8 protein-coding genes are annotated in these 17305 nt (G+C 70.4%); all 8 read right to left on the bottom strand.

All coding sequences use genetic code 11. From position 1 onward, the window contains the following. Nucleotides 1–3: 3 nt before the first annotated feature. The 8 genes from EV192_RS51750 to EV192_RS51785 are packed head-to-tail and all read right to left on the bottom strand — an operon-like array spanning nt 4 to nt 17144. Entirely contained in the window at nt 4–189 is a 186-nt protein-coding gene (locus EV192_RS51750; RefSeq protein ID WP_132126199.1) for an MbtH family protein, read from the bottom strand. Then, nucleotides 189–5519, bottom strand: a complete 5331-nt coding sequence (locus tag EV192_RS51755; RefSeq protein ID WP_132126200.1) for a type I polyketide synthase — start codon at nt 5517–5519, stop codon at nt 189–191. Before EV192_RS51755 ends, EV192_RS51750 begins: the two co-directional genes overlap by 1 nt. Continuing rightward, nucleotides 5516–8860 (bottom strand): non-ribosomal peptide synthetase, encoded by a 3345-nt coding sequence (locus EV192_RS51760; RefSeq protein WP_132126201.1) that lies wholly within the window; start codon nt 8858–8860, stop codon nt 5516–5518. The genes EV192_RS51755 and EV192_RS51760 overlap by 4 nt, the downstream gene beginning before the upstream one ends. Beyond that, on the bottom strand, nt 8860–11124 hold the full coding sequence (locus EV192_RS51765; RefSeq protein ID WP_132126202.1) for a lantibiotic dehydratase: 2265 nt from the start codon (nt 11122–11124) through the stop codon (nt 8860–8862). The genes EV192_RS51760 and EV192_RS51765 overlap by 1 nt, the downstream gene beginning before the upstream one ends. Continuing rightward, complete coding sequence (locus EV192_RS51770) at nt 11121–13391, bottom strand: lantibiotic dehydratase (protein ID WP_132126203.1); 2271 nt, start codon at nt 13389–13391, stop codon at nt 11121–11123. Before EV192_RS51770 ends, EV192_RS51765 begins: the two co-directional genes overlap by 4 nt. Further along, the gene (locus tag EV192_RS51775; protein WP_132126204.1) at nt 13388–14926 is read right to left on the bottom strand and encodes a beta-ketoacyl synthase N-terminal-like domain-containing protein; all 1539 of its coding nucleotides are present in this window, start codon (nt 14924–14926) and stop codon (nt 13388–13390) included. Before EV192_RS51775 ends, EV192_RS51770 begins: the two co-directional genes overlap by 4 nt. After that, the gene (locus EV192_RS51780) at nt 14926–16281 is read right to left on the bottom strand and encodes a DUF6002 family protein (RefSeq protein ID WP_132126205.1); all 1356 of its coding nucleotides are present in this window, start codon (nt 16279–16281) and stop codon (nt 14926–14928) included. Before EV192_RS51780 ends, EV192_RS51775 begins: the two co-directional genes overlap by 1 nt. Beyond that, entirely contained in the window at nt 16278–17144 is an 867-nt protein-coding gene (locus EV192_RS51785) for a hypothetical protein (protein ID WP_165961046.1), read from the bottom strand. Before EV192_RS51785 ends, EV192_RS51780 begins: the two co-directional genes overlap by 4 nt. Nucleotides 17145–17305: the final 161 nt, after the last annotated feature.

Here is a 17305-nt window from a genome sequence, read left to right on the forward strand (position 1 = left end):
CGGTTACTCCTGTTCCGCCATGGCCACACGCAGACTGCGGGGACGCATGTCGGTCCACACCTCGTCGATGTGGGCCATGCATTCCTCGCGGTCGCCGGTGAACCCTTCGGTGTGCCAGCCGGCTGGTTCCGGCCGGTCCGCCGGCCAGATCGAGTACTGCTCCTCGTCGTTGACCACGACCTTGAACATCACTGACTCCCTTCTCGCCTGGCCAGCCGCGGAATCGTCGGCCGCGGTGGTTCCGGTTGGGCCGCCGCCCTGAGTTCCTCGATCCGGGCCGCGAACCCGCTGATGGTCGGGGTCTCGAACAGGATCCGCATGGGCAGCCGCACCCCGGCGAGCTTGCTGGCCGCGGCGATCAGCTGGACCGCCACCAACGAGTTGCCGCCGAGTTCGAAGAAGTCGTCGTCGACGCCGACCCGGTCGATGCCGAGCGACTCCATCCACATCGCGACGAGCTTCGCTTCGAGGTCCGTCATGGTCTCGACCGCGCCGGTCGTCGTGTCAGTGTCCACAAGGGACTCACCGGCCAGTTCGACAGGCGGCCGCCGGATGTTGACCAGCATCTCCGTGACCGACTCGGCGTTCACGACGACCTGCGGGCCGAGGTCGCCCGCCAGGATCCGGCGGAACGCCCTGGCGCCGTCCATCGGACGGATGCCTCGCCGGTCGTCCGGCACGTCGAGGGGGTCGGCACGCTTCCCCTCGCCGGACACGGCCGCGGCCACCGCGGCGACGTCCACCCGTCGCCTGGTGAAGTCGGTGATGCCGACCAGTTCCACACCGTCCTCGTCGACCAGCAGGAGGTCGGCGGTGAGCACCTGCGGTCCCTCGGCGGTGAAGCGGCGGTAGCTGTAGAACCTCGCCGGCAGCGGCCCGCGGATCACCAGCCGGCCATACCCGAGCGGCAACGTGGAGATGCCGTCCCGGGTGCCGAACGAGGTCGCCTGGTCGAGCAGTGCCGGCTGCAGCGTCCAGCGCACCAGGTCGTCGATGGCCTCCTGCGGCGCCTCGATCAACGCCAGTTCCTCGTTATCGCCTTCGTAGATCTCACGTAGCCCGTCCCAGTGCCCGCCGACGGAGACCACCTGGCTCGACTCGTCGCCGAACGCGATCTCGGTCCGCCGGCTGCGCGCTTTGACAGCGGCGAGATCCAGCCGTTGGGCCGGCTCAGGCCGGACCCAGCGACCGGTGCCGCGGACGTGTTCCCGGCGCACGCCGTCGCGCAGGCTCGTCCCGACGAACGAGCCGGACGCGTCGAACCGCACCCGCACCTCGGCGGCAGCGGAGTCCGGCACGGACAGCGGTTCGACGAACGCCACGTCGGTCAGTTCGACCACCGCGTCCTCGTCCGGCGCGGGCAGACACTCCGTCACGGCCGCGTGCGCAAGCTCCAGGTACCCAGTGCCCGGCAGCGTCGGAACGCCAGCGATCCGGTGGTGGTCCAGGACCCAGTGCGTGCCCGCGGCGATCACGCCCCACGCCTCGGTGTCGGTGTGGGACTGGATCATCGGGTGGTGGGCCGGCGTCGCCACCCGCGCGGCCTCCCGCGCCGCCGCGCCGGCCAGCCCGTCCTGCGCCATCCCGACTTCGAGCCACATTCCCCAGTTCACCGAGGTCACCGGGCACGGCCAGCCGTGGTCACCGCGGGCGTACGCGTCCAGGAAACTGTTGGCCGCGCAGTAGTCGACCTGACCGAACCCACCGCCGAGGGCGCTGACCGACGAGCAGAGCACGACGAAGTCCAGCGGCAGATCGGCGAACGTCGCCCGCAACGCCAGCGTGCCGCTGATCTTGGCGGCGAACACGCTCTCCACCACGTCACGCGCCTTGAACTGGGCGACCCCACCACCGGGCACACCGGCGGCGTGCACGATCCCGTCCAGGCCGCCCAGCTCGGCCACCACCTGCTCACGGACCGTGCGCAGGACGGCCGGGTCGGTCACGTCCGCGACGGTGACGAGCACGCTCGACCCGGCGCGTTCCATCCTGCGGATGGCCTCGATGGCGCGACCCGTGGTGGATTCCGCGCCGTGGACGGCCACATGTGCGTCCCAAGTGGACCGTGGGGGCAGCCCGGACCGGGACACCAGGACCAGTCGTGCCTGGTAGCGCGTTGCCAGGTCTTCGGCGAGCGTCACACCGATGCCGCCGAGCCCGCCCGTGATCAGGTACCGGCCGTTTGTCCGTGGTTCCACCACGTCGGCCGGCGGCGGCACCTGCTGGAAGTCCAGTGCCCACCGCCGACCCGACCGCAGGGCGACTGTCCGCAGCCCGCTGTCGGGCTCCAGGCCGGACTTCAGTTCCGCGACGAGCCGGGCGGCCGTGGTCGAGCCGTCCACGTCCAGCCGGCGCATGGTCACCTCGCTGGCCTCCAGCGGAACCACCCGGGCGATGCCGTCGAGCGTGGCCTGCTCAGGCTGGGTGAGGTCGCCGCCGACCACGTCCGCGGTCCCCGCCGACAGGATGTCCACGTGCACCTCGGTGAGCCGGTCGCGCTCGGCCAACGCCTGCACCAGGAGCAGCAGGCTGAAGAAGCCGGTGTCCTGGGCCTGCCGCACAGCGTCGATCCCGTGCCCGGCGGGTTCGGCGTCCAACGCCCAGGCGTGCACGACCCTGGCCGGGATGCCGCCGCTGACCAGCGTCACGTAGTCGTCCCTGGTCCTGAGCCGGTCCGGCCGCACCTCGGTGACGTCGACACCGTCGGCCCGCAGGGCAGCGGCGAGTGCGGCGCCGCGTTCGCCCGCCACGAACATCAGGCAGCCGCCGTCGAACCCGAACGTGGCTGGAGCCGGCGGCAGCTGTCGCCAGGTCGGCACGGCGAACCAGTCCTCGAACGGCAGCGGGCCGGTGTGCGGGGCCGGCGTCGCCGTTTCGGCCTGCGGATCGGGGTCCACCCAGTACCGCTTGCGCTGGTACGGGTACGTGGGCAGCGGCACCCGGCGGCCGGCCGGGCCGAACGCCGTCACCGGCACCCCGGCGAGGAACAGCTGTCCAGCGGCGGCGGACACAGTGGCCACGTCGCCCGTCCGGTCGTTCGGTCCGGGCAGGCTCGGCACCGGACCGAACGCCTCCCGCGTCAGCTGCTTGCGGACGAGCCCGGCCAGCTGGCGGCCCGGACCGCACTCGACAGCGGCCCATTCTCCTTCTGTGGCAAGCAAAGTCGTCACGCAGTCGCCGAACCGCACCGGCTGGCGCAGATGCGTCCCCCAGTAGCCCGGGTCAGTCGCCTGCTCGTCGGTGATCCAGTCACCGGTCACATTGGACAGGAAACGCATCTTGGGCGCGTTGCGCGGCACGGCCGCCACCGCGGCGGTGAACTCGTCCACCACCGGATCCATCATCGAAGTGTGGAATGCGTGCGAGGTGTGTAGTTTGCGGCAGGAGATCCCATGCGCCGCGAAGTCCTCCGCGACGGCGTCGACGGCCTCAGTTGGTCCGGCGACGACACACGTGCCCGGAGCGTTGACCGTCGCCACAGTGCAGCCGGTACCGGCCAGTCGACCCTCCACATCGGACGCGTCGCGTTGCACCGCGAGCATCGCCCCGGGCGGCATCGACTGCATCAGCCTGCCTCGATCGGTGACCAGGCGCAGGGCGTCCGGCAGCGCGAACACCCCGGCGACGGTGGCGGCGACGTACTCACCGATGGAATGGCCGATCATCGCCTCCGGCTCGACGCCGTGCTCCCGCCACAGTGTCGCGAGCGCGTACTCCAGCACGAACAACGCGGGCTGGGTGTACCGGGTCTGCCCGATATCGGTGTTGGCTTGGAACATCAGGTCGCGAATGTCCAGCCCCAGTTCCAGGATCTCCGCGCACTCGTCGACGGCCGCCGCGAACACTGGCTCGGACTCGTACAGTTCCCGGCCCATCCCGGCGTACTGTCCACCTTGGCCGGTGAACAGGAACGCCACCCGTGGCACGGCGCCGTCAACATGACCGGTACGCAGTTTGCGGTCCCGCAACGCTTCCGCAGCGGCTTCGGCGTCGGCAGCGACGACGAACGCGCGATGAGGATGCGCGGCGCGGCCGTTTGTCAGCGTGTACGCCACGTCGGCCAGGTCGATGTCCGGATGCCGGTCGAAGTGGCCGGCGATCCGCTCGGCCACCTCCGACAACGCCTCCCGGGTGGCCGCCGAGACCTGCAGTTGATGGGCCGGCCGCGCGGACGTGGGCCGGATGTCCGGGGCGGGCGCCTCCTGGAGGATCATGTGCGCGTTGGTGCCGCCGATGCCGAACGAGCTGACCCCGGCGCGGCGCGGGGTGCCGTTCGCCTCCCATTTGGACAGTGTGTTGGCGATGTAGAACGGGCTGTCGGCGAGGTCGATCCGCGGGTTGACGTCGTCGAAGTTGATGGTCGCCGTAATCAGCCGGTGTTCCAGCGACAGCGTGGTCTTGATCAGGCCGATCACCCCGGACGCCTGGCTGAGGTGGCCGATGTTGGACTTCACCGAGCCGATCCCGCACCACTGCCGGTCGTCGGTCCGTTGTGTGTACGCTGTAGACAACGCTTCGACCTCGATCGGGTCGCCCAACGCCGTGCCGGTGCCATGTGCCTCCACATAGGACACCGTCCGTGGGTCGACATCCGCCACGCCCAACGCCTGCGCGATGCACTCGATCTGGCCGGGCACACTGGGTGCGGAGAAGCCGACCTTGTCCGCGCCGTCGTTGTTGATCGCGTTGCCGAGGATCACGGCCCGGATGTGGTCACCGTCGGCGACCGCGTCGGACAGGCGCTTGAGCACCACCACGCCGACCCCGCTGCCCCAGACCGTGCCGTTGGCGCGCGCGTCGAACGGGCGGCAGTGGCCGTCCGGCGAGGTGAAGCCTTCCAGCCCGTAGTAGCCGGCGCCGAGCGGCAACTCGACGTTCACGCCACCGCCGAGCGCCATGTCGCATTCGCCGTGCCGCAAGGACTCCACCGCCAGGTGGACCGCGACCGCGGACGTCGAGCAGGCGGTGTGCACGGTCACGCTGGGACCGCGCAGGTTGAGCTTGTACGACGTCAGGGTGGCGACGTAGTCGGAGTAGTTCGTGCTGGACATCGTGAGGCTCGCGCTGATCGCCCGCCATACTTTCGGGTTACGCGTGAGGTTCGTCCACTGGTAGTTCTGTACGCCTGTGCCCGCGTATACACCGATCTCGCCCTGGAAGCGCGCTGAGTCGTAGCCGGCGTCCTCCAGCGCGGTGTGCGAGGTCTCCAGGAACAGCCGGTGCTGCGGGTCGGCCACCTCGGCCTCCCGGGAGCTCATCCCGAAGAACTCGGCGTCGAAGTGGTCCGGCTTGTCGATCACCGACGCGGCCGACACGAACGAGGGGTGCGCGTACTGCTCGGCGGTGACGCCGAGGGCGAGCTGTTCCTCCTTGGTGTAGAAGGTGATCGACTCGACCCCGTCGACCAGGTTGCGCCAGAACCGGCCGATGTCGTTCGCACCTGGTATCCGGGCGGCCATGCCGATGATCGCGATCGGTTCGACACCTGTGGTCCTGTCCGCGCTCGGGTCACGGCTCATGTCTCGGCCTCCTGTCGGGTGGTGCGCCAGGACGGTTGGCGCCGGGCGCGCTGCAAGCGGGCTGCCGCGCGGTTCGCGGCCCTGGCCAGCTGGGGGTTGTCGGTGGCGCCGCCGTCCAGATACCAGGCCAGCGCCCGGATCGTGGGATAGCGGAACAGGTCGACGACCTTGATCGGCCGGTCGAACAGCTCGGCCAGCCTGGCCTGAATGGTGACCAGGGTGAGTGAGTGCCCACCAACTTCGAAGAAGTTGTCGCCGGTGCCGACCCGCTCGATCTGAAGCACCTCACACCAGACGCGGGCGACCGCGATCTCCGTCGGCGTGCTTGGCTCTGCTGTGGACGTTGCTGGTCTTGGAGCAATGTCTTCCACAGTAGATTGTACTGTCTTCTGTATACAGTCCGGCAGGATGTCCGCCATCGGTGCGTCCACTGTCACCAACTCGGTGAGCAGCCGCAGTGTGTCCGCGAGCAACGTCTCGATTCTGGTGGCCTGGAAGAGGTCCGGGTTGTAGACCACCTCGATGGTGCCGAGGCCGTCCCGTTCGACCAGGTACACGGTCAGGTCGAATGGTGAACCCGGCATCGCCACCGGCACGTGCTCGGTAGTCGTACCGGGCAACGCCAGCGGCGGGTCGGTGAAGTTGAGGACGTTGAACAGCACCTGCACCAGCGGCGCCCGCGCCGGATCGCGGGGCAGACTCAGGCCGGTCACGATCCGCTCCAGCGGGGCCGCCGGATGGGCAGTGACCGCAAGGAATTCCTCGCGACACGCGCGCAGCGCCTCGGCGAACCCTTTGCCGGTGTCCACCCGCAGGCGGACCGGCACGATGTCGACGAAGAAGCCAACCAGGTCGGCGAACGCCGGCTCGGTACGGTCGGCGACGACCAGCCCGACGACGTTGTCGGGCCGGCCGGTCACCCTCCGCAGCACCTCGCCGAACGCGGCCAGCACGACAAGCGACGGCGTGGCGTTCGCGGCGGCGGCGACGCGACGTACTGCGGAGTCCAGTGTGGAGGAGAAGCGGATCGACGCCTCCGCCCCGGCGTACGTCTGCACGGGCGGCTGCGGGTGGTCCCGAGGCAGGTCGATGACGGTCGGAGCGCCGGCCAGGTGGTCGGTCCACCACGCCAGGTCGGCGTCGCCGCTCCGCTGGTCGCGTTCGGCCCGCCAGACCGCGTAGTCCGCGTATCCGGCCTGCAACGGCGGCATGGCCGCGCCCGCGTACGCCGCTTCCAGCTCGCGGTAGAGCACCGCCTTCGACCAGCCGTCGGCCACGGCGTGATGCAGCACGATGCTCAGGACGTGGTCGTCGGGGCCGAGCCGGTATACCCGCACCCGCCACACCGGCCCGGTGGCCAGGTCGAACGGGGTCGCCGCGTCGGCCGCCAGCTGTACGTCCGGGTCGCCTGCGGGGATCACCGGCATAGGGACGTCGGCGATCGGGTCGCAGACCGCCTCCGGCACTCCCCCGGATGCCACGATCCGCCACCGCAGAACCTCGTGGCGTTCCGCCAACGTCCGCAGCGCGGCACGCAACACGTCGACGTCTAGCGGACCGCGCACGCGTTCGGCGAACGCCACGTTGTACGCGGAGCTGCCCGGTGCGAGCTGGTCGAGGAACCACAGCCGCCGCTGGGACGGGGACAACGCCGGCGGACTGCCGGTCGGCACATCGGCCACGACCGGTCCGGCCTTCGCCACCCGCTCGGCGATCCCCGCCAACGTCAGGCCGTCGAAGATGTCCTCGGCCCCGACGTCCTTGCCCAGCTCAGTGCGGATCGCGGCGACCATGCGCATCACGGCGACCGAATGCCCGCCCGCGCTGAAGAAGTCCTCACCGTCCCGCGGCGCCGCGCCGAGAACTCGTTGCCAGATCAGCGAAAGATCGGTGTCCGACGCATCACCGACGGGCTGGTCCTCGGCCAGCAGGCGCAGCTTGCCCCGGTCCACTTTCCCGGACGTGGGGCTGGTCGGCAGCACGTCGAACCGCAGCACCCGGCGCGGCACCATCGCCTGACCGAGCCGGTCCGCGCAGTAGGCACGGATCTCGTCCTCGGCCGGCAGGTCAGGCCCGTCGACGAACGCGACCAACTCCTTGCCGGCGGGGCCGTCGATCACCTCAACGGCGACCTGACTGATCCTGGAGTGGTCACGCAGCACGGCTTCGATCTCGCCGAGTTCGACGCGCTGGCCGCGGATCTTCACCTGCCCGTCCCGCCGGCCGACGAACACGAGCCGCCCGTCCGGCAGCTCACGCATGATGTCGCCGGTGCGGTAGAGCCGGGCGCCTGCCTCACCGGAGAACGGGTCTGGCACGAACTTCGCCGCGGTCAACCCTGGCCGGCCGAGATATCCCCGCGCGACACCGGTACCGCCGACGAGCAGCTCGCCGGGCGTCCCCGGCGGCACGGGCAGGAGGTTCTCGTCCACGACGTGACAGTGGTGGTTGGGCAGCGGCCCGCCGACCGGCAGGACGTCGCTCCACTCGCCGCTCAGCTCGGCGCCGGTCATGATCACCGTGGTCTCGGTCTGGCCGTAGACGTGCCAGAACCGCCGTCCGTCGCTCCAGCGGGCCACTTCATGCGGCTCGACCAGGTCACCGCCCGCGACCACGGTCTGGACGGCCGGCAGCCGAGTCGGATCGAGCAGCCGCAGCAGGACGGGCGGGATGAGCGCCCACGTGACGTCGTGTTCCCGCAGGAAACGCTCCAGCCGTGCGGTGTCCGACCGGTCCCGCTCCGCCACCAGCTGCACGGAACCGCCGGACAGCAACGGAATGAACACGTCCATGGTGAAGCCGTCGAACGCGGGCGACGAGAACCCGAACGTCCGGGTGTTCGCGTCCACCCCGGTCCGGGCCGCGAAGACGGTGGCGAACTCGACCACGTTGCGATGCGTGATCAGCGCGCCTTTCGGCCGTCCGGTCGAGCCGGACGTGTAGATCACGTGCGCCAGGTCGTCCGGCGTGACCGCGACCGGCTCGAACTCCGCTTCCTCGGTGGGCACGTCCGTCACGATCTTGGTCACCCCGGCGTCGTCGGCCAGCTCGGTCAGCCGCCGACGTGGGAGGTTCATGTCCAGCGGGACGTACGCGGCCCCGGCCATCAGAACGCCGAGCATGGCGACGATCAGCGACGGCCGCCGCTCGACGTGGACACCGATCGGCTCACCGCGCCGGGCATCGAGCCTACCGGCCAGTTTCCCCGCTCTGCCAACGAGTTCGCGATACGTGAGGGTCTCGTCCCACTGCCGTACCGCGATCGCGTCCGGCGTGCGCCAAGCCTGCGCGACGACGAGTTCGTGGACTGTCGCTTGTGGATACTGATGCCTGTGGGTCATCACGCCCCCACCGGGTCGACGATCTGGAACCGCAGCTCACTGGAGTACCGCTGGCCGGCCGCGTCCCGCAGCCAGTGCTGGCCGGTGTCGGGCAGTAGTTCGGTGATCGTCATCGTCTCCTCAGGTCCACTGGCCCGTGCCATGGCGCACAGCACCCCGGCGTAGATCGGACTGGTCAGGTCGAGGTACACCGGTTTGGCCTCGCCCTGGAACTTGACGAAGACCCGGTCGGGCAGGTCCAGCGCGGCCCGCCAGCGACGCACCGCGACGTACTCGGCCTGTTCCCCGGCGGCCCCGGCCAGACTCGTCCGGCCGACCGTGGTACGCCACGTTTCCCGTGCCACGACGAGCTTTCCGATCGTGATCCGAGGTGTGTGCGGCACGGCTGAGACCAGCTTGAACCCGTTCATCGCCTGCAGCGAGATCATGTCGCCGACCACGTCCAGCAGCGGCCACCGCCGCCCGTCGGGTGCGCGGGCGACCAAGTCCTTGTCCACCAACACCGACGTGGCCGGCAGCAGTCGTTCGTGGTCAGCCACCGGCGCCTCGGCGAAGCCGAGTTGGTAGTCGGTGGGGCCGTCCAGGTTCTGGGCCAGACGCGCGGAGTACCCAGGCCAGTCCGATGGGTAGAGCACGTGCACCCGGTGCTCACCGGTATCCTCGGCCATCGCCTGGACGAGCGAGGCCGGCGAAGGGTGCCAGCGGTTGAGGAACGTGCTGGCGAACGTCCCGATTCCGACGTGCAGTTCACCGAGCACGACCAGGTAGTCGCCGCGCTCGACGGCGTCCGTGTCCTCGGCGCAGAGCAGGAGGTCCGGGCTGTGCAGCCGGGCCGCCGTCCAACCGGGACGGTCGGCCGGGAACGCGGCGGCCGCGGCGTCGACGAGCCCCGAGGGTGTCAGGCACAGCGACTTGTCCGCCGATCCCGCGCCGAGGCCGAACAGGTTCATCCAGCGCGTGCTGAACTCGCCGACCACCGCGTCCACCAGGCTCGTATCGGTGCCGAGCAGCACCCCCATGCCGAAGAACAGCAAGTCGGACAGTGGCACGTCGCCGCCGTCGGGGGCGAGATCGTCGTAGATCTCACGCAACGCCACCGTGTACGCCTTGCCCAGCTCCGCCGTCAGCCAGCGGGCCGCGCCGAGCATGATCGCCATCGGCTCGGCGATGTCCGTGAGCACCTGCCCGCCGACGACCACGTCGATGTCCCGGGCGGTGTCCTCGAAGCACACACTGCGGCCCGCGTACGTCTCACCCGCCCGTCGATGGGCCGGGACGCCGGTGACCGCCGTGAACTCCTCGGCAAGCCCACGGAGCGCCGCCGCGAGCCGGTCCGGATCGCCGACCGACGCGGTGACCTCGTCCTTCGCGGCGGACATCCGATCCAGCCAGGACGCCGCCCTCGCCTGCGCCACAGGGTCACCGATCCCGCCGAGGAGCGCCCGCAGCGCGTTCTCCGCGTCCAGGCTTTGCGGCAGATCGCCCTGCCAGCTCAGCAGTCCGCGTTCGGCGAGCCGGTCCAGCAGCAGATACCCGTCCTGTTCGGTACGGACCAGACCGTCCCGCGTCAAGCTGGCGACAACGGCGTTGGCCGCGACCCGACCGTCACACAGCTGGATGGCCGCGACCTCGATGGCGGACAGCGGCACCGGCCGGGCCCCGGGCCGCGAGACCTGCCGACCGTCGAGCGTGAGATGGGCCGGCCGCGACGGCGGCAGCCAGGGGCGGATCGCCGGGTCAGCGGCCATCTGCCGGGCGAGCGTCACCAGCGGCCAGTACTCGAAGTCCACCGCCCGCGTCCGCAGCAGGCCGTCACCCACGGTGACTTTGATCCCTGTGGCCGCCGGGTCGACCGTGGCCCACGCGGCCGGGCCGAAGAACCCGATGGTCTCGTTCTTGGCGCAGTAGCGCTGCCAGTAGCTCGCGACCATCCGTTCCCGCCGACGCCATTTGCTGGTGCGGCGGATGTCCTGGGACCGTAGTCCGTCCAACGGGCCGAGCGCGGCAAGGTTCTGCCACGCCACGGCTTCATGGAACAACGGGTCGCCGGCCAGTTCCCGGCAGGTCTCCGCGCCCGCAGCCACCGCGAGCTCAAACTGCCGCTCGAAGTCGTCCGCGACGCCTTCCAGGAACGCATCGGCTGCCTTGGCGCAGTCTGGTGCGGCGAACCGCGCGAGGCCGTCGATCGGGAACCCGGTGCTGCGCACGGCCACATCCCGCCACACCGACCAGCCGGTGTTCCCCAACGGGACAAGGTGATTCATCGGCACACCTCCGGGTCGACGACGTGCATCCGCAGTTCGCTGGTGTACCGGTGGCCGGCGGCGTCGGTGAGCCAATGCCGGACCGGGAGCACTTCGGTGACGGTCATCGCCCCGTCACCGGCTTCCAGGGCGGCACGGGCCATGACGCACAGCAGGCTGGCGTAGACCGGGCTGGTGAGGTCGAAGTAGACCGGTTTGGTTTCGGCGTGGAACTTGACGAAGACGTGGTCCGGCAGGCCCAGTTCCCGCCGCCAGCCACGGACCGCCAGGTACCCGGCCCGCTCGTCGCGCACCTCAACGAGCCCCGGTACGTCCACGGTGGACCGCCAGGTTTCCCTGGCGACAACCAGGTTGTCCACGGTGACGCGCGGAGTGTGCGGGCCGGAGTGGCCGAGCTTGAACCCGTCGACGGTGTGCATGGCGAGCAACGCGGAGAACATCTCCAACAGCGGCCAGCTCTGCCCGTCCGGCGCGACGGCGACAAGCTCGCCAGCATGCTCACGCACCACGACCGACGTGGTGGGCAGCAGCCGGTCCGGGTCGGCTCCAGGTGCGGCCGCGAACCCGAGCTGCCGGTCGCTCGGACCGTCCAGGGTGTGCGAGAGCCGGCCGGAGTAACGCGGCCAGTCAGCCGGGTAGAGCGGCCGGATCCGGCGGTCGCCGATGTCCTCGGCCAGCGCACGGATCAACGTGTCCGGCCGGGGGTGCCAACGGGTCAGGAAGGCGCCGTCCAAGGCCGGCCAGGCGGTGTGCATTTCCCCGAGTACCGCAAGGTAGTCGCCGCGCTCGACGGCGTCGGCGCTGTCCGCGCAGATCATCAGGTCCGGGCTGTGCAACCGGCCCGCGGACCACCCGGGGCGCTCGGCCGGGAACACGGCCACGGCCGTCTCGGCGAGTTCGGCCGACGTGAAGCGCCCCGGCATGCCACCGTCCAGTCCGAACAGCTTCGCCCACCGGGCGCCGAACTCCCGGGTCACCCCGTCCACCGGCCGCTCCCCGGTGCCGAACAGCAGGCCCTGGGCGAGGTACCACATGTCGGCCAGCCGGACCTCACCGCCGCTGAGGTCGTCGTAAACCTCGCGCAACGCCACGGAATACGTGTGCGCCAGCTCGGCGGTGAACCAGCGCGCGGCCCGCAGCACCAGCGCCAACGGCTCGGCGAGGTCGGTCAGCAGCCGGCCGCCGACGACCATGTCGACGTCCCGGCTGGTCTCCTCGAAACACAGCCCGCGCCCGGCGTACGCCTGGCCCGCGCGTCGGGTCGGCAGTGACCCGGTGACCGCGGTGAACTCGTCGGCGAGCCGGCCCAACGCCTCGCCGAGCCGGTCCGGGTCACCGGCGGATCCGGCGACGTCGTCCCGGGCGGACGCCAGCCGGGCGAACCGGCCGGACACCCGGTCCCGCACGGCCGGGTCACCGATCCCGGCGATCAGCCCATGCAGCGCCCGCTCGGCGTGCAGCCCGATCGGCAGCTCGCCGTTCCAGTTCAACAGTTCCCGTTCGGCGAGCCGCTCCAGCACCAGGAACCCGTCGGACTCAGTGCGGACCATGCCGGTCGCGACCAACTCAGCCACCACGGCGTTCGCCGGTCCACGGCCGTCGCAACGGGCCAGCGCGGCGGCTTCGACCGCAGACACGGACAAGGGTGCCAGCGCCGGCCGGAACACCCGCCGGCCCGCCGCGTCGAACGTGAGATGCGGCGGCAGCGACGCCGGCAGCCAGGCGCGGACCTGCGGGTCTGCGGCCATCTCACCGGAGAACGCGGCCAACGCCCAGTACTCGAAGTCCACCGCGCGGTCGCGGACGACATCGCGGCCGTGCTGGAACGTGATCGCGGACGCCCGCGGGTCGACGGTGATCCAGGCGGTCGGGCCGAAGAAGCCAATCGTCTCGTTCTTGGCGCAGTACCGCTGCCAGTACGCGGCCACCAGGCGCTCTCGCAGCCGCCATTTGCTGTTGCGGCGCGTTTCCCGCGACCGCAAGCCGTTCAGCGCGGTCAGCGCGTTCGGGTTCTGCCAGGTAACGGCTTCCCGGAACCGCGGATCGCCGGCCAACTCCCGGCACGTGGCCGCGCCATCCGCCAGCGCCCGCTCGAACAGCTCCTCGAACCGGTCGTGTTCGCCGTCCAGGAACGCGTCCGCCGCCTTGGCACATTCCTGCGCGGCGAACCGCACCAGGCCGTCGAACGGAAACCCGGCGCTTCGGAGGACGGCGTCCCGCCACACCGACCAGCCGGTGCGGCCGAGGGGCACGAGGTGGTCGCTCATGCCTCTGTCCAATACCGACGTGGCCGCAACGGGTGCGGCGGCAGGGAAACCACGCGACCGGCGGACCGGCCAGCCCAGTCGGCACCCGCGGCCCACGCGTCCGCCTGGCTGTCCCCCGACGGACCGGACGGCTCACCCGCGGCTATCCGGTCAAGGGCGGCAAGCGCTTCCGTCTCATCGGCACAGACGACCGCGGCTCGGTGCGGATATGCCCGGCGGCCCATGGCCAGGGTGTACGCGACGTCGTCCAGCCGCAGCGCCGACAGCCGGAGCCGGCCCGCGAACTCGCGGAGCGCTTCCGGCGTCCGAGCCGAAAGCGCCAGCACGTGCGGACCGGCTGCCTCCGGTCGAGGCGACTGCGGCGGCGGTTGCTCCACGATGACGTGCGCGTTCGTGCCGCCTAGCCCGAAGGAACTGACCGCGGCGCGACGGACCGGCTGACGCCACTGCGTGGTCTTGACCGGGACGAAGAACGGGCCGAAATCGATCTCCGGGTTCGGCGTCTGGTAGTGCAGGTTAGCCGGGATCATGCCGTCCCGCACGGCGAGCACGGCCTTGATCAGCCCAGCCGCGCCGGCGGCCGCGTCCAGGTTGCCGAGGTTGGTCTTCACCGAACCCAACGCGCATTCCGTCAGCGCGCCGAACGCCTCGGTCAGCGCGGCCACCTCGATGGCGTCGCCCACCAGCGTGCCGCTGCCGTGCGCTTCGACGTAACCGATGTCCGCCCCGGTGAGCGACGCGCCTGCCAACGCCTCCACAACGACAGCCGCCTGGCCGGCCAGCCCCGGAGCGGCGAATCCCGCGCGTGCGGCTCCATCGTTGTTGACCGCCCATCCTCGCAGCACCGCGTACACCTGATCGCCGCGCTCAACCGCGTCAGCGAGCCGTTCGAGCACGAGCACGGCGGCGCCGCTGCCGTATCCGCTGCCCTGGCCGGCGGCGTCGAACGCCCGGCATCGGCCATCCGGCGACACGAGTCCACCTTGGACAAATCGCGACCGGGGCTCGGTGACCCCGACACCGCCCGCGAGCGCTAGGTCGCAGCGGAAGTCGAGCAGGCTCTGCGCGGCCGTGCACACCGCCACGAGCGAACTGGAACAGGCGGTCTGCACCGCGATGGCGGGTCCGGTCAGGCCCAATCGGTACGCCACTTGCGCCGGCAGGTAGTCCGGTGCCCAGCGGCTCGCCGGCCACTCCGCCCAGTCCCGCCGCGCCAGCCGGTGCAGGAAGTACCGGTTGATCGAGGCACCTGCGAACACTCCGACCGCGCGTTGGTCCCGGTCGGGGTCGAAACCTGTGTCCTGCAAGGCCGCCCAGGACTCCTCCAGAAAGATCCTGTGCTGCGGGTCCATGTCCAGCGCTTCGTCGTCCGGTACGCCGAAGAACTCGGCGTCGAAATCGGCGACTTCGATGTGGCCATCGACCGCGTCGACACAGTCAAGTAGGTTGCGCCACAACGACGGCACGTCCGGCGCGCCCGGGAACCGGCCCGCCAGACCGACGATTGCGATCTCGTCGCCGTTGTAGTCCGTCATCACGCCAGCACCCCGGCGATGTCGTCGACGGTTCGGACCGGGACCGTCGACTCAGGCAGCTCGTAGTCGGTCGCGGTGTAACACCCCGAACCGTGCACGACGACCTCCCGGCCCGCTTCGACCAGACCGCGGTCGATCGCGTTGAGCACACCGGTCAACGCCATCACTAGGGACCATTCCCGCAGCTCCCGGAAGTCCGCAGGCAGGTGGTCCACCATCAGGCGCAGCGCGGGATACCGGGCCACGCATTCGGCGAGCGAGACCACGACGCCGTCCCCGCCGTGCCTCGTGATCAGGTCGTTCATCGCGGGCGACGTCGCCGGTGCGCGGGTGTAGAACGTGGGGTCCAGCACTTCGGCCGGGTCGTACGTCACCTGCGGGAACCGGATGTCCGCGGACTGCCGGTACAAGCCGGTCTCCGGGTCCAGCCGGTACTCCGGCCGCCTGGTCTCCGCGAAGTCCCCGTGCCGCAGGTTGACCACCATGTCCGGGGCGCCGAGATGCTGCACCAGCAGGCTCGCCGGCCGGCTGGCCCGGTCCACCGAGCCCATGTCCTCCAGCACTTCCCGGCCGCGGTGGTAGCCGAGGAGGCCGAACGCGCTGGACACGGCGTGCGCATGCACCCTCGGTGTGTCGCCGACCGGCGCGACCTGGTGTTCGAAGAACGCCCGTGCGGTGTCCGCGACGATGTAGTTGCGCAACTCCAACGTGAACCAGAGGTTGATGCCGCGGTCCCGGCGCAGTGCCGCCGCGTGCCGGTCGACGAACTCACGACCGAGCGCCTTGACGTCCTCCGCCTTTGGTCCACTGTAGAGCAACAGCGGGTTGAGCGCGCGCAGGTACTCGTCCGTGGACAGTCTGCTGGCGCGCATCTTGTGTGCGCACGACATCGGTGCGAGTACGACGACCCGCAGCTGACTCGGCGTGACCAGCCCGGCGTCGATCGCCCGCAACACCGCGTCGCGCAGGGCCACGCCTTTGTTGGCCGACGTCGGTGAGAAGATCACGACCGGCTCGCCGGTCCGCCGGATGTACGCCACGGCCCTGGCCACGATCAGCAGCGACGCGAACGTCTTGGTGGTCCCCGTGCCCGGGTTGCCGGTCAGGTCCAGCATGGTCATCCGGTGGCCGGCGTACTCGCCCAACGGCCGCCAGCGAGCCGTCGCCACCGACAGGAACCCGAGCACGTCGGAATCCAGTTCCGGCAGGGCGAAGCCGGGCGAGAAGGCGGCCGGGTCGGCCACCGCCGGGTCGAGCATCGACGGTTCGGCCGCCCGTGGCAGCAGGTCGTAGAAGTCGGCCAGCAGGTTCCCGGTGACGTCCGGCCGGTCCAGCGTCGCGAAGTCCGCCTTCACCCTGGTTTCTCCCCACGTAGACGCTCTCGAAGTGCGTACAGTGCGGCTGTCGCCGCAGGCAGTTCGTCGACGCCGAAGCCGTCCGCCAGCTCGGGCGCCAAGCCGGCGAGTTCGACGCCGAAAGTGACTCCGCCGTCGGCGACCACGACCCCGTCGGCCGCCGCCGCGCGCTGGTTGTAAGCCACCGCCTCGGATTCACTGACCCCGGCCGGCAGGCGCAATGTCAGTTCGGTGCCGTGCAACCGAACCGGATATCCGCCAGGCATGCCGAGCGGGCCCGGCAAGTTCGTGTCCACCACTTTCCCGGCGAGCATGCCGGTCACCAGCAAGGCAGCGGCGTGCCCGGTCACGTCGTTCAGCTCGGCCCGGCCGGTGGCACGTTGCGCGGCGAGCAGCGAGCGGACATCCTCGATCGGCTGGTCGTCCTGCCATGCCAACACTTCCTGCTCGTCCGGTCCTGGTTCACGCAGGTGCCGGTGGTGGGCCAGCAGTCGCAACCGGCTCTGGTCGGGCAGTCCCAGCCCGGCCTGGGCACTCGCGGCCAGCAACGCGATGTTGCCGATGCCGCACAGCACAGGCACACCCAGTGCCGCCAGCAGCGGGTTGACCGCGTCCGGGAAACACGCGTTGATCAGCCAGGCACCGTCGTCACGGCCGGCGAGCAACCGTCCGATCCGGACCGCGGGCTCGGCCTGGAACGGCAGTGTGATCCCGAAACCGGCCCGGCGAACCAGAGCAGTCCATGCCGACGGCGCCACCGAATGCTCCCACGGCGACTGGCTGGACGCGCACACCAGCACGCCGTCGACTTCGGGAATGTCGTCGTCCCACGGCTCAAACGTGATCAGCGGCCTCCCGCTCACGGCCGCGCGTGTGTTCGCGATATAGCACAGTTGTGCAGCTTTGCCCGCGTCACGACCGATGACGATCACCTTGACGGGCGTGCCGCACAGCACTGCCAGCGAGTAACACACCGCACGCGCCAATCGGCCTGTGCCGACCACGGCGAGCCTGTGCCTAGCGG

It is taken from the genome of Actinocrispum wychmicini, from assembly GCF_004345645.1.
Classification (GTDB): domain Bacteria; phylum Actinomycetota; class Actinomycetes; order Mycobacteriales; family Pseudonocardiaceae; genus Kibdelosporangium; species Kibdelosporangium wychmicini.